The organism is Serratia proteamaculans, from assembly GCF_013337185.1.
Taxonomy (GTDB): domain Bacteria; phylum Pseudomonadota; class Gammaproteobacteria; order Enterobacterales; family Enterobacteriaceae; genus Serratia; species Serratia proteamaculans_D.
In genome coordinates, this window is record NZ_SWDE01000001.1 from 2,073,048 (window position 1) to 2,087,020 (window position 13,973).

At 56.7% G+C, this 13,973-nt stretch carries 10 protein-coding genes; 4 read left to right on the top strand and 6 right to left on the bottom strand.

The genetic code is table 11. From position 1 onward, the window contains the following. Positions 1 to 16 precede the first annotated feature (16 nt). Together FCL49_RS09705 and FCL49_RS09710 are read left to right on the top strand one after the other, a co-directional pair. Entirely contained in the window at positions 17 to 1,282 is a 1,266-nt protein-coding gene (locus FCL49_RS09705) for a mechanosensitive ion channel family protein (protein WP_174353328.1), read from the top strand. A gap of 131 nt (positions 1,283 to 1,413) precedes the next feature. Next, positions 1,414 to 1,677 carry a hypothetical protein gene (locus tag FCL49_RS09710; RefSeq protein WP_174353329.1) on the top strand — a complete coding sequence of 88 codons (264 nt, stop codon included), beginning with the start codon at positions 1,414 to 1,416 and terminating at the stop codon, positions 1,675 to 1,677. Between the two features lie 33 nt (positions 1,678 to 1,710). Here FCL49_RS09710 and proY read toward each other — a convergent pair whose 3' ends face one another. The 6 genes from proY to phoB all read right to left on the bottom strand — a co-directional run bounded on the left by proY (position 1,711) and on the right by phoB (position 9,254). After that, entirely contained in the window at positions 1,711 to 3,117 is a 1,407-nt protein-coding gene (gene proY, locus FCL49_RS09715) for a proline-specific permease ProY (protein ID WP_174353330.1), read from the bottom strand. A 71-nt stretch (positions 3,118 to 3,188) separates the two neighbouring features. Continuing rightward, on the bottom strand, positions 3,189 to 4,508 hold the full coding sequence (gene brnQ, locus FCL49_RS09720; RefSeq protein WP_174353331.1) for a branched-chain amino acid transport system II carrier protein: 1,320 nt from the start codon (positions 4,506 to 4,508) through the stop codon (positions 3,189 to 3,191). Positions 4,509 to 4,954: 446 nt separating this feature from the next. After that, on the bottom strand, positions 4,955 to 6,061 hold the full coding sequence (locus tag FCL49_RS09725; protein WP_174353332.1) for a cobalamin-independent methionine synthase II family protein: 1,107 nt from the start codon (positions 6,059 to 6,061) through the stop codon (positions 4,955 to 4,957). Positions 6,062 to 6,268: 207 nt separating this feature from the next. Next, positions 6,269 to 7,207 (bottom strand): PstS family phosphate ABC transporter substrate-binding protein, encoded by a 939-nt coding sequence (locus FCL49_RS09730; RefSeq protein ID WP_174353333.1) that lies wholly within the window; start codon positions 7,205 to 7,207, stop codon positions 6,269 to 6,271. Positions 7,208 to 7,223: 16 nt separating this feature from the next. Next, entirely contained in the window at positions 7,224 to 8,540 is a 1,317-nt protein-coding gene (gene phoR / locus FCL49_RS09735) for a phosphate regulon sensor histidine kinase PhoR (RefSeq protein WP_174353334.1), read from the bottom strand. Between the two features lie 24 nt (positions 8,541 to 8,564). After that, the gene (gene phoB / locus FCL49_RS09740) at positions 8,565 to 9,254 is read right to left on the bottom strand and encodes a phosphate response regulator transcription factor PhoB (RefSeq protein WP_012005482.1); all 690 of its coding nucleotides are present in this window, start codon (positions 9,252 to 9,254) and stop codon (positions 8,565 to 8,567) included. 201 nt (positions 9,255 to 9,455) lie between these two features. On the opposite strand from phoB, the gene sbcD reads away from it, so the two are divergent. Together sbcD and sbcC are read left to right on the top strand one after the other, a co-directional pair. After that, the gene (gene sbcD / locus FCL49_RS09745; protein ID WP_174353335.1) at positions 9,456 to 10,688 is read left to right on the top strand and encodes an exonuclease subunit SbcD; all 1,233 of its coding nucleotides are present in this window, start codon (positions 9,456 to 9,458) and stop codon (positions 10,686 to 10,688) included. Then, a complete protein-coding gene (gene sbcC / locus FCL49_RS09750; RefSeq protein ID WP_174353336.1) occupies positions 10,685 to 13,936 on the top strand; it encodes an exonuclease subunit SbcC in 3,252 nt (1,083 codons plus the stop codon). The genes sbcD and sbcC overlap by 4 nt, the downstream gene beginning before the upstream one ends. The last annotated feature ends 37 nt before the right edge of the window (positions 13,937 to 13,973 follow it).

The following is a 13,973-nucleotide window of genomic DNA, read 5'->3' on the forward strand; positions in this document are numbered from 1 at the left end:
TTTTAAAGGAGCGGCAATGCAACAACAGATAACCCTGTGGCTGGAAAAGTTCGGGCTGGAATTTAGCGGGGTGATGTCTCTGCTGATGGTGCTGGGGCTGATCGTCCTGATTTCGGTGGCGATCCATCTGGTGCTGCACCGCGTGGTACTGAAGGCGATCCAGCGTCGTGGCCAACAATCGCAGCGCGTCTGGCAGCAGGCAATCACCCAGTACAAGCTGTTCCAGCGTATGGCGTTGTTATTGCAGGGGGTGATCATTAATCTGCAGGCCGTGCTGTGGTTACACGCCGGTGGCCAGACGCAGGCGATTATCGTCACCGCCGCCCAGGTGTGGATCATGGGCTTCGCCCTGCTGTCGTTGTTTTCCCTGCTCGATACGCTGTTGGCGATGCTGCGCCAAAGCCCGATTTCAAACCAGTTGCCGCTGCGCGGTATTTTCCAGGGGCTGAAGCTGGTAGCCGCCATCCTGATTGGCATCATGATCGTGTCCTTACTGATGGGCAAATCGCCATTGCTGCTGCTCAGCGGCCTGGGGGCGATGACCGCCGTGCTGATGTTGGTGTTTAAAGACCCGATCCTCGGTCTGGTGGCCGGTATTCAGCTTTCTGCCAACGATATGCTGACCATCGGCGACTGGCTGGAGATGCCGAAGTACGGCGCGGACGGTGCGGTCACCGACATCGGCCTGACCACGGTAAAAGTGCGAAACTGGGATAATACCGTCACCACTATCCCAACCTACGCGCTGATTTCCGACTCCTTTAAAAACTGGCGTTCAATGTCGGAATCCGGCGGTCGCCGCATTAAGCGCAGCATCAATATCGATACCACCAGCGTCCATTTCCTGTCGGATGAAGAACAACAGCGGCTGAACCGCAATCCGCTGCTGCAACGTTATCTGAACGATAAAACGCAGGAGTTGAGTCAACATAACCAGCAGATCGCCGTAGATCTCAGTTCCCCCCTCAACGGCCGCCGTCTGACCAATCTGGGTACGCTACGCGCGTATCTGGTGGCCTACCTGCGCGCCCACCCAAATATTCACCAGAATATGACGCTGATGGTGCGTCAGTTGGCCCCGCTGCCGGAAGGGTTGCCGTTGGAAATCTATGCCTTCACCAACACCACGGTCTGGGCGGAATACGAAAGTATTCAATCGGATATTTTTGACCATATTCTGGCGGTGATTAACGAATTCGATCTGCGGGTACATCAAACGCCAACCGGCAACGACATGCGCAGCATGCTCAGCCAAATGCGGCAAACGGCAGAGATTTCCTGACGCAAGCTGACGTAACTGTTTCTGCCGGAAATGACTCTCAACCCAGGAGCAACGGATGTCTCAGTCCGCTTTTCTTTCAGCATAAAAACAGCGTTAATACATTGATTAACGCCCGCTGAAGGAAAAGAGGATTGCTGAAACCACTACGCCACCGACTGTTTAGCTTGTTGGCCGCCCTGATGTTTATTGGCTGCTTGCACAACGCCTCGCTGGACGAAAGCCGGATGAGCCAGACCTTGCAGCCGGCACTGAGTACCCTGAGCCGCAACATGCAGGATATCCGCGAGATGCTGGCGCGCGCTGCAGGCGACGAGAATGAAGAACGCCTCAACGACAGCAGCCTGCGCATTGAGGCTCGCGCCTCCGGCGACGATGAACCCGAGGAAAATAGATAAAAAAACACCGGCGCATGGCCGGTGTTTTCATTTTCAGTCCTGCTGCTGCGCCAGCACTGCCTGTTTCTTCTGGTGGTTGAGCTTGAAGTAATAACCCGCCAACAGCACCACCACCCAGACCAGACCGGCATACAGCGATACGCGGGTGGTTGGGAAGTAGCCGATCAGACCGATGATAAACACCAGGAAGATAATCGCCACCACCGAGGTAAATACGCCGCCGCGCAGCGGGAAGGCCAGGTTTTTCACCTGCTCTTTGCTCAGGCTACGACGGAAAGCAATCTGCGAGAACAGGATCATGATCCACACCCAAACGGTGGCGAAAGTCGCCAGAGAGGCAATCACCAGGAACACGTTTTCCGGCATGATGTAGTTGAGGTACACCGCCAGCAACAGCGCCAGCATCATCACCACCACCGTGACCCACGGAATACCGCGTTTGGATACCTTGCTGAACATCTTCGGCGCGTGGCCCTGCTCAGCCATGCCGTGCAGCATACGGCCAACGCCAAACACATCGCTGTTAATCGCGGACAGCGACGCGGTGATCACCACAAAGTTAAGGATCCCCGCCGCCACGGTAATGCCCATGTGCTGGAAGGTCAGCACGAACGGGCTGCCATTGGTACCCACCTGGTTCCACGGGTAAATCGACATAATGACGAACAGCGTACCGACGTAGAACACCAGAATACGCCACGGCACCGAGTTGATGGCCTTGGGAATCGAGCTTTTCGGATCTTTGGCTTCACCGGCGGTGATACCGATAATTTCGATGCCGCCGTAGGCAAACATCACCAACTGCAACGACAGGATCATGCCGATAAAGCCGTTACTGAAGAAGCCGCCGTTAGACCACAGGTTATGGATACCGGTCGGCTGGCCGCCGTTACCAATCCCCCAGATGATGATGCCGATACCGGCAGCAATCATGATGATGATGGTGGCCACTTTGAAGAACGAGAACCAAAACTCCAGCTCACCGAACACCTTCACGCTCATCAGATTGATGGCGCCAATCACCAGCACCACGCTCAGCACCCAAATCCAGTGCGGCACCTCTGGGAACCAAATCCCCATATAGATACCGAACGCCGTCACGTCGGCAATCGCGACAATCAGGATTTCAAAACAGTAAGTCCAGCCGGTGATATATCCGGCCATCGGGCCAAGATAGTCCTGCGCATAGCGTGAAAACGAACTGGCCTGCGGGTTGTTGACCGACATCTCGCCCAGCGCGCGCATGATGATAAAGGCGACAATACCGCCAATCAGGTAGGCCAGCAAAACGCTCGGGCCGGCCATTTTAATGGCGTCCGCCGAACCGTAGAACAGACCGGTGCCGATAGCCGAACCCAGCGCCATAAAGCGAATGTGGCGCGTACTGAGGCCGCGTTTCAGCTTATTGGCCGCAGGGGCGGCGGGTGACTGTTGTTGCATGAAGATAACCCGTGTTTTTTAAACGTAAAAAAGCCACGGACAAGTCCGTGGCCCAAAATTTAGCCGGGGAATTAGGAGTGCGCGGTCACTTCAGAGCGCGTACAAACCCGGTCATAAATTGCGACCAGCACCAGCATCAGCAGCGACGGCGGCAACCATGCCAGTCCCTGATCCGCCAATGGCAGGTGATTGGTCCACTCCGGCAGGAAATGCTGGAAGGTAGACGCTTTCACCGCGTCAAGGATACCAAACAACAGGCTGACTAACATCACCGGCGCGATGATACGCGGTGCGCTGTTCCACCAACGCAGGGTGAAACTCAGCACCACCAGCACGATACACGGCGGATAAATCGCGGTCAGTACCGGGATAGAGATCTGGATCAGATGGCTCAGGCCCAGGTTGGAAACCAGCATCGAGAACAGACCCAAAATGAACACCAGCGTCTTGTAAGAGAACGGCAGGTATTGGGCAAAAAACTCGGCGCAGGCGCAGGTCAGGCCAACCGCAGTCACCATACAGGCGATAAAGATCAGCGCCGCCAGGAAGAAGCTGCCCAACCCACCGAAGGTGTTCTGTACGTAAGCATGCAGGATCACCGCGCCGTTGGTGGCATCAGGCACCAATACGCCGCTGCCGGAACCCAGCTTGAACAGGCTCAGGTAAACCAGCGTCAGACCGACACCGGCGATCAGGCCCGCCAGAATGGTGTAACGCGTCAGCAATTTGGCATCCTTCACACCACGGGAACGCGCGGCGTTAACGATGACGATGCCGAACACCAGCGCGCCCAGCGTATCCATGGTCAGATAGCCGTTAACGAAGCCGGTAGAGAATGGAACGTTCTGATAAACCTCGGTCGCCGGAATTGGCGTGCCCGCAGGCCAGGCCAACGCGGCAATACCCAGCGCGCCCAGCGCAACGATTTTAAGCGGTGCCAGTACGTGGCCGACAGTATCAAGCAGGCGGCCCGGATACAGAGAGATACCAATCACCAGCGCGAAATACACCAGGCTGTAAATAAACAGCGGCATGGCACCGTCACCGGTCAGCGGGGCAATACCCACTTCAAAGGAGACGGTCGCGGTACGCGGGGTGGCGAATAGCGGGCCGACGGCCAGATAGCAGACGGTCGCCAGCAGCAGACCGGCGCGACGCCCAATTGGCGTACTCAGGGCGTCAATGCCGCCACCGACACGAGCCAGCGCGATCACCGTCATCACCGGTAGACCGACGGCAGTGATCAGGAAGCCGATAGCTGCAGTCCAGACGTGTTCACCGGACTGTAAACCGACCATCGGCGGGAAAATGATATTCCCGGCGCCGACGAATAAGGCAAAGGTCATAAAACCCAATGCGATAATATCTTTTGACGTTAAACGATGACTCATACGATGTCGTGTTGCCTGTTCAAATGAAAAAAAGTGCCCGATAGGTGGTGGCGTTATGCCCCACCCGGTTGCCGGCTTGCCATTTCATCGCGAGACCAATAAGAGCAGAAAACGCATAACGTCCGGCGTTTTGTCCTTATTCGAAAGTGACCACTCATGATGATGGGCAGAGTTTTAGGAGTTATAAATGGAGGTTTAGTCCGACAACGAGGGCTAAGTTAAACGTTTATAGCGTTGTAAGGCAAGACGCATGACAAAAAGCAGAGTTATAGACCAGATAATCTTTCCACACCAGTCGATCATAGTGGCTATCAATAAATATACAATACATGATTTGTATCATTTTTGAGCAACGCATTCACGAAACGTGAAGCCGATGGCTAATCACCGCGCGAAAACGCCAATAAACAGCCAGTTTCCGCGCGGTCTGAACGAGTTTCCCGCCCTTACCAAACCTGCCGGGCGATATTCACCACGCTTTGCAGTTTATTCCACTGCTGTGATTCACTCAGGCTGTTGCCCTCCTCGGTCGAGGCAAAACCGCACTGGGTGCTGAGGCAAAGTTGGCTGTGGTCGACAAATTGCGCGGCCTCCTCAAGACGCTGTTTCACCCGTTCGGGGTTCTCCAGTTCGCCATTTTTAGTAGTAATCAGCCCCAGTACCACCTGCTGTTTACCTGGTTTAATAAAACGCAGCGGCTCAAACCCACCGGAGCGTTCATTGTCATACTCCAGGAAGAAAGCGTCGATATTCACCTGCCCAAACAGAATTTCCGCCACCGGCTCATAGCCACCTTCGGAGATCCAGGTGGAGCGGAAGTTGCCGCGGCAAACGTGCAGCCCAATAGTCAGATCGTCCGGCTTGTCGGCGATCGCCGCATTCAACACGTCGGCGTAAATACGCGCCAGACGATCCGGATCCTCTCCGCGCTCGCGGATCTGCCGGCGTTGATCGTCTGAACACAGGTAGGCCCAGACGGTGTCATCCAGCTGCAGGTAGCGGCAACCGGCATCATAAAATGCCTTGATCGCATCGCGATAGGTTTGGGCCAGATCGTTGAAATAGGCGTCCAGATCCGGGTAGACCTGACTGTCGATGGCCTTGCGCCCACCGCGAAAGTGCAGCACGCTCGGGCTTGGAATGGTCATTTTCGGCACCGTATCGCCGGCGATCGCCTTCAGGAAGCGGAAATCTGCCAACATCGGATGCTGTGGGTTAAAGCCCAGTTTGCCGACCACCTTGATGCTGCGCGCCCGGGTTTGCACGCCGTTGAACTGGATCCCCTGTTCCGCGTCATAACCTTCCACGCCATCCAGCCCTTCCAGAAAATCAAAGTGCCACCACGCCCGGCGGAATTCGCCGTCAGTCACCACTGCCAGGCCGAGTTCTTGCTGTTTGGCCACGGCCAGACGGATCTGCTCATCCTCAACCGCCCGCAGCTCAGAAGCGTCAATTTCGCCTTGTTGAAACTGTTGACGAGCGGTTTTCAGCGCTGCGGGGCGCAACAGACTGCCGACAACGTCAGCGTGAAAAGCGTGGTTGCAATCGCACATATTATGACTCCCGGTAGCAGGTAAAAGATCGGGCCTTTACCGCAGTAATTGACAGTTTGAATTATTACGCCAGGTTATTATGGACATCCGGACGTCTAAATAGATAGAAAGCATCCTGTCATAGCGACTGCCGGGCAGCAATAGAAGAAATTTCATCGGTAGTGAGAGAAATTCATGTTGAGGGCGAATCAACGCCCCGAGGGTAATTTATTGCAGACCCAGCGCCTGGCGGGTTTTCTGCAAAGTAGCAGAAGGCAGCGGCAGGTAGCCGTCATGGTTGACCAGGTTTTGCCCGGTGTCGGAAAGCACGCGATCGAGAAATGCGGCGGTCAGCGGCTCCAACGGCTGGTTGGGCGCTTTGTTAATGTAAATATACAGGTAGCGCGACAATGGATAGCTACCGTTGCGCACGTTGACGTCGTTGGGGACGACATACTTCTCGCCGGACTCGGCCAGGGGCAAAAGTCGCACGCCGCTGGCGCGAAAACCAATGCTGGCGTAACCGATACTGTTCAGCGAACCGGCCACCGCCTGCACCACCGAGGCAGAACCTGGCAGCTCATTGACCCGTGGCATAAAGTCACCGCCACACAGCGCACGCAGTTTGAAATAGCCATAGGTGCCGGATGCCGAATTACGCCCAAAGCGTTGCAGCGCACGCTGCTGCCAATCGCCTTTCAGCCCCAATTCCCCCCAACGCGTCACCGGCTGGTTTTCACCACAGCGCAGGGTAGCGGAGAAGATTCGGTCAAGCTGCTGCAGATTAAGACCGCCTAGCGGGTTGTCCTGATGGACCAGCACCACCAGCGCATCGACGGCGACCGGCACTGCCAGCGGCGCATAGCCATAGCGGTGTTCGAATGCCGACACTTCCGCCGCCTTCATCGGTCGGCTCATCGGCCCCAGTTGCGCGGCCCCCGCAGCCAAAGCGGTCGGCGCAGTTGAGGAGCCCGCGGCCTGGATCTGCAAATTAACGTTGGGATAATGCTGGCTGAAGTCCTGTGCCCATAGCGCCATCAGATTCGCCAGCGTATCGGAGCCGACGCTCGACAGGTTGCCGGACAACATGCCGTCCGGCTGCGCCAACGCGCCACGGCTCGCCAGCAGCGCCAGGCAAAGCAACAGCCCTCGGGTCATTCGGATCATACCAGCCTCTCGCGCGTTAATTTTTCACCGCATTCTCTGACAAAGCTGCGGGAACAATCAACCGGTTAGGCAAGGTAAAGATGAATCGGGTGCCAATGCCCTGCTCACTGAGGATCTCCAGCCGCGCGTCATGATGGCTGAGCGCATGCTTGACGATCGCCAGCCCCAGCCCACTGCCGCCGGTCTGGCGTGAACGGGCTTTATCTACGCGATAGAAGCGTTCGGTCAGGCGCGGAATATGCTCGGCGGCGATGCCCGGTCCATTATCGCTGACCTGGAACTGTGCACCGTTTGGCGTCTGCTGCCAGCTCACCTCAATATTGGTGCCCTTTGGCGTGTGATTGACGGCGTTGTACACCAGGTTTGATACCGCGCTGCGCAGTTGGTCGTCGTTGCCGAACACCTTGAGCTGTTCGTTCACCCGGAAGCTAATCTCATGGTTACCGCCGCTCAGCGACTGCGCTTCGCGTTGCAACACCCTCAACATCAGCGGGATATCCACCCGTTCGTTCATATCGACGTTAGGTGCCGCCTCAATCCGCGAAAGCGTCAGCAGCTGTTTGACCAGCCCATCCATACGCCGGGTCTGTTCTTGCATGGTGCCCAGCGCTTTGCCGCGCAGCGAGCCATCCAGCTCTTCGTCGCTCATCATCTCCAGATAACCCTGCAACACCGTGAGCGGAGTACGTAGTTCATGGCTGACGTTGGCGAAGAAGTTGCGTCGCGCGCCTTCCAGCTGGCGCATTTGGGTGACGTCACGCGCCACCATCAGCAATTGCCCTTCGGAATAAGGCATCACGCGGAATTCGACATAGTGCTCATTGTTCAACTGCAGCGTCAACGGCCGGGTGAACTCCTGCTGTTGCAGATAATGGCTGAACTCCGGATAACGCAGCAGGTTAAGGATGTGCTGACCATTGTCTTCCGGCCAGCGGAAACCCAGCAGATGCTGCGCCAAACCGTTACACCAGAAGATATTGCCCTCGACGGTGGTCATCACTACCGCATCGGGCAGCGATTCCGCGCCGCTGCGGAAGCGTTTGATCAACAGCGCCAGTTCACGCCGCCGACGGCGATTACGCTGCTGCATCTGATACAGGCCGTAAAACAGCGGTTCCCAGCTCCAGCGCCCGGGTGGCGGCGTCATGCTGCGGTCAACCCACAGCCAGTGGGAAAGTTTGAGTTGGTTGTAGAAATTCCATACCAGCGCCGCCAGCACGGAGGCCAGCAGCAGCCAGGGCAGATAGCCGAAAATCAGCCCCAGCAGTAAGGCAGGCAAGCAGAAAAGGGCCAGCTCCAGGGCCAGCCTCTTCCAGGATAGACGTTCTAGCACGGCATATTCTCCAGCGCGTCGCGATCAGTAGCGCGTTGAGAATCGGTAGCCGGTGCCCCGAACGGTTTGAACCATTTTGTCATGACCACTGGTCTCTAACGCCTTACGGAGCCGACGGATATGCACGTCAACGGTGCGGTCTTCCACATAAACGTTAGTGCCCCAGACGTGATTAAGCAACTGTTCGCGGCTATAAACACGCTCTGGATGAGTCATAAAGAAGTGCAGCAATTTGAACTCGGTCGGCCCCATATCCAGCGCCTGCTCGTTGGCCATCACCCGGTGTGAAGAAGGATCCAGGCTCAGCCCTTGCATTTCAATCACTTCTTCCACCGCCATCGGTGAAATGCGGCGCATTACCGCCTTGATACGCGCCACCAGCTCCTTCGGCGAGAAGGGTTTGGTGATGTAATCATCCGCCCCGACTTCCAGGCCACGGACACGGTCTTCTTCTTCACCGCGAGCGGTCAGCATCATCACCGGAATATCGCGGGTCATCGCTTCACGCTTCATATGTTTAATAAACTGAATGCCGGAACCCCCGGGTAACATCCAGTCGAGCAACACTAAATCAGGGAACGGCTCAGACAGGCGCGTCACTGCGCTGTCATAATCCTCAGCTTCCAACGGTTGGTAACCATTCTGTTCCAACACAAAGCACACCATCTCACGGATCGGCGCTTCGTCTTCCACCACCAGTATGCGTCTTGCCATCGTCAATCCTGCCAATGTGTTAGCGATCACAGTTGATTGCGGGCGCCATTATGCGTCAGTTTTGTGACAGATTTATGAAATAAATAGCCTTGAAAAAACCTGTCTGTTACAGGCAGTAAGCATAGCGACTATTTCTAATCACGCAGAAACATCATATTCCCTTTATAATCCCCGCCATTACCCTATCGCCCCGGGAGTGTCATGCGCCTGATCCACACCTCTGACTGGCATCTTGGCCAGTATTTTTTCACCAAAAGCCGCGCCGCCGAACATCAGGCTTTTCTGCGCTGGCTGATTGAGCAAATCGAGCAACAGCAGGTGGATGCGCTGATCGTCGCCGGGGACCTGTTCGATACCGGCTCGCCGCCAAGCTATGCCCGCGAGCTGTATAACCGTTTCGTGGTGGAACTGCAGCGCACCGGCTGCCAGTTGGTGGTGCTGGGCGGCAACCACGACTCCGTGGCCACTTTGAATGAATCGCGCGAATTGCTTTCCTGCCTGAATACCACCGTGATTGCCAACGCGCAGAGCGAAACCGAACAACAAATTCTGGTGTTGAATCAGCGCGACGGTCAGCCGGGTGCGGTACTTTGTGCCATCCCTTTCCTGCGCCCACGCGATCTGCTCACCAGCCGCGCCGGTGAGTCCGGGGTGCAAAAACAGCAGGCACTGCAAGAGGCTATCGCCGACCATTATCAAAAGCTGTATCAGGCGGCCTGTGCACGCCGTGATGAGCTGGGCTTACCCTTGCCGATTGTTGCCACCGGCCATCTGACCACCGTGGGCGTCACCACCTCCGATTCGGTACGCGATATCTACATCGGCACGCTGGACGCCTTCCCGGCGCAGGCCTTTCCGCTGGCCGACTACATCGCGCTGGGGCATATTCACCGCGCGCAGAACGTCGCCAAATCCGAACATATTCGCTACAGCGGCTCGCCAATCCCACTCAGTTTTGACGAGTTGGGTAAAGCCAAAAGCGTGTTTATGGTGGATTTCAGCGTGGGCGCTCTGCAACAGGTCACCGCGCTGGAGATCCCCAGCTTTCAACCGATGCAGCTTATCAAGGGTGATTTGGCGCAAATCGAGCAACAATTGCAGCAGTTCGCCGATTATCAGGGGGAATTACCGGTGTGGCTGGACATTGAAGTGGCAACACAGGACTACCTCAGCGACATTCAGCGCCGCATCCAGTTACTGGCCGATCAACTGCCGGTAGAAGTGGTGCTGCTGCGCCGCAGCAAAGAACAGCGGCGTCAGGCCATTGAACAGCAGGACAAGGAAACGCTCAACGAACTGAGCGTCAACGAGGTGTTCGAGCGGCGGCTGGCGCAGGAGCCTGAAATGGCCGAACAACGTCGGCAACGAATGAGCCAAATGTTCCAGCAGGTGGTTGAGTCGGTGCGGCACAACGACCAGGAGCCGAGCCAATGAAAATCCTCAGCCTGAGATTAAAAAACCTCAATTCCCTGCAGGGCGAATGGAAAATCGACTTCACCGCCGAGCCCTTTGCCAGCAATGGGTTATTCGCCATCACCGGCCCTACCGGCGCGGGAAAAACTACCCTGCTGGACGCTATCTGCCTGGCGCTGTACCACCAGACGCCGCGCCTTAACGTCACGCCGAGCCAGAACGAGTTGATGACACGCCACACCGCCGAATCGCTGGCTGAGGTCGAATTTGAAGTTAAAGGGGTCGGCTACCGCGCCTTCTGGAGCCAGCGCCGTGCCAAAAATGCCCCGGACGGCAACCTGCAGGCACCGAAAGTGGAGCTGGCGCTGCGTGACGATGGAAAAATTCTGGCGGACAAGGTGCGCGACAAGCTGGATATGACCGCCGCGATCACCGGATTGGACTTCGGCCGCTTCACCAAATCTATGATGTTATCCCAGGGGCAGTTCGCCGCCTTCCTCAATGCCGATGCCAATGACCGCGCCGAACTGCTGGAAGAGCTGACCGGCACCGAGATCTACGGCCAGCTTTCCGAGCGGGTTTTCGAACAGCATAAGCAGGCCAAGGCCGATTTGGATGCGCTGCATCAACGCGCCAGCGGCATTGAACTGCTCAATGACGAACAGCGTCAGCAGCTGGAGAGCCAGTTGGTTGAGCTGGGGACGCAGGAAAATACCCTTGGCGAACAGGCCCGCCAGCAGCAGCAGGCGCTGAACTGGTTGCAACAGTGGCAACAAACTCAACAAAAACAACAGGAATACCAACGCCAACTGAACGCGGCGCAGCAGGAACAGGCGGCGGCCGAACCGCAACTGCAGCAGTTGGCACGCAGCGAGCCGGCAGAAAAACTGCGGCCGTTGCTTAACGAACGTAGCCGCTGCCGCAGCGATCAACAGGTGCTGCAACAACAGATAAGCCAATTAACGCAGCAGCAGGAGCAACAGCTAGCCCTGATGGCGCCGTTGCAGCAGGCAATGGAGCAAGCCCGTGCGCAACTGCAGGCACATGTTGAACAGCAGCAGGCACAACAGCGGTTGATCGACGAGCAAGTCGTCCCGCTCGATAACCAGATTGCCCAGTTACAGAAAACCCAGGCCGAACTGCAACAGGCGTGCGATAGCGCCGCACAGCAGTATGCCCAGCAAAAAACAGCGCTGGAACAACTCGAGGTTCAGCGAAGCCAGTTGACCGCACAGGCCGGGCAGCATCAGGAAAAACTTAACGGCCTCACCGCCGCGTTAACGGCGCAGCTGCAACAACAAAATACGCTGGAAGCCCAGTCGCCCCTGGCGGCACTGCGCCAGCGTCAGACCGAACTGGCCGAGCTGCGCCCGGTTCGCCAGCAGTTATTTACCCTATCTTCCCTGTTTAGCCAGGTCAGTGAACGTCTGGAGCAGCAGCGTAAAGAGTTAAACGTCGGCCAAAACGAGCTAACTCAGTTAGCGCCACAATTGGAACTGGCTCGCCAACAATATAAACAACAAAAAGCCCATCAAACCGACGTTGAAAAAGCACACGAGCTGGAACAACGTATAGTCAGTCTGGAAGCTGAACGCGCCCACCTGCAAGCTAACGAACCCTGCCCATTATGCGGTTCATGCGAACACCCAGCAGTGGAACAATATCAGGCGATAAAACTGTCAGAAACAGCATTACGTCTGGAAAATATGAAAATCCAGACCGAAACATTCCATAAGCAAGGCATCGAGCTACGGGCACGTTTCGACAACCTGCAACAGCAGTTGCAGCGACAACAAAAAGCTGTCGCGCAAGATGAGCAGCAAGTAGTTGAGCACCAGCAAAACTGGCAACGCTTAACCAAGCCGCTGGCATTTGACTTTACCCTGCAAGACGCCGACCGCCTGAGCCAGTGGCTGAACGCCTGCGACAGCGAAGAACGTCAGGGTCAGGCCGCCCTGCTGCAACACGAACAGGCCTCGCACGCCGTGCAGCTGGCCAAAGACCAATTAGCCGCACTGCAAACACAACAGCAGCAGGCGCAACAAGAGAAAGCGCGGCTGGACGAGCGTTACATCCTGCTGGAGAAAAGCCACGCAGAGGCCCAGTTGCAACAGCAGCGCCTGCAGCAACAGTGGCAGGAAGGTGAACAAGCCCTGGGCGAGCAACGGGCGCAGCGGCTGGCCCTGTTTGGTGAGCAGCAAATTACTCAGGTGCGCGAACAGTTGCGCGCCCGGCAGACGGCCTGTGAGCAGGCCAGCCAGCAAGCGGCCGAGCAATGGCAGAAAGCCCAGGAGCAGCGCGATCGGCTAAGCGGCCAGCTTGCCGGGCTGCAGCAGCAACTGCTGCAACAGACCGAGCGGTTGCAGCAGGCGGAACAACAGTGGCTGCAGGCGCTGGCCGCCAGTGAATTCAGCGATGAAACCGCCTTCAGTGCCGCATTATTGGATGACGACCAGCGCCGACAATTGCAGCAACGCAAGGAGCAGTTGCAACAACGTCAGGTGGAGGCCAGCGCCCTGTTGGCCCAGGCCACAGACAGCCTGAAGCAGCATCTGCAACAGCGCCCTGAAGAGCTGGATGAGAACCAGACCGATCCCCAGATCCTGAGCCAGAGTCTGGCAGCGCTGGCACAGCAATTAAAAACCTTGCAGCTACGTCAGGGCGAAGTACGCAATCAGTTGGAAAGCGATGCTGCCCGCCGCATCAATCAGCAGTCGCTGTTTGAGCAAATCAGCCAGAGCCAGAGCCAGTACGACGACTGGAGCTATCTCAATCAGCTTATCGGCTCCAAAGAAGGGGATAAATTCCGTAAGTTTGCCCAAGGGCTGACGCTCGATCACCTGGTGTATCTGGCAAACAACCAACTGGGACGGCTGCACGGGCGCTATTTGTTGCAACGTAAAACCAGCGATGCGCTGGAGCTACAGGTGGTAGATACCTGGCAGGCGGACGCGCTGCGCGATACCCGCACCCTGTCCGGCGGTGAAAGCTTCCTGGTGAGCCTGGCGCTGGCACTGGCGCTGTCCGATCTGGTCAGCCACAAGACCAGTATCGACTCGCTGTTCCTCGACGAAGGCTTTGGCACGTTGGACGCGGAAACTTTGGATACCGCGCTGGATGCGCTCGACAGCCTGAACGCCTCCGGGAAAACCATTGGTGTGATCAGCCACGTGGAAGCGATGAAAGAACGCATTCCGGTACAAATCAAGGTGAAAAAGGTCAACGGGCTCGGTATCAGCCGGCTGGAGCCGCAGTTCCGGCTGGAATAACCAGGTACTGACAGAGAAACAGGGGTGCAGCACCGGC

What these genes read in the sequence shown, in the direction of transcription:
- FCL49_RS09730 (WP_174353333.1), bottom strand. Translation starts at nt 7,207, where the DNA reads ATGATCCGAATGACCCGAGGGCTGTTGCTTTGCCTGGCGCTGCTGGCG.
- FCL49_RS09705 (WP_174353328.1), top strand. Translation starts at nt 17, where the DNA reads ATGCAACAACAGATAACCCTGTGGCTGGAAAAGTTCGGGCTGGAATTT.
- FCL49_RS09725 (WP_174353332.1), bottom strand. Translation starts at nt 6,061, where the DNA reads ATGTGCGATTGCAACCACGCTTTTCACGCTGACGTTGTCGGCAGTCTG.
- proY (WP_174353330.1), bottom strand. Translation starts at nt 3,117, where the DNA reads ATGCAACAACAGTCACCCGCCGCCCCTGCGGCCAATAAGCTGAAACGC.
- sbcC (WP_174353336.1), top strand. Translation starts at nt 10,685, where the DNA reads ATGAAAATCCTCAGCCTGAGATTAAAAAACCTCAATTCCCTGCAGGGC.
- sbcD (WP_174353335.1), top strand. Translation starts at nt 9,456, where the DNA reads ATGCGCCTGATCCACACCTCTGACTGGCATCTTGGCCAGTATTTTTTC.
- phoB (WP_012005482.1), bottom strand. Translation starts at nt 9,254, where the DNA reads ATGGCAAGACGCATACTGGTGGTGGAAGACGAAGCGCCGATCCGTGAG.
- brnQ (WP_174353331.1), bottom strand. Translation starts at nt 4,508, where the DNA reads ATGAGTCATCGTTTAACGTCAAAAGATATTATCGCATTGGGTTTTATG.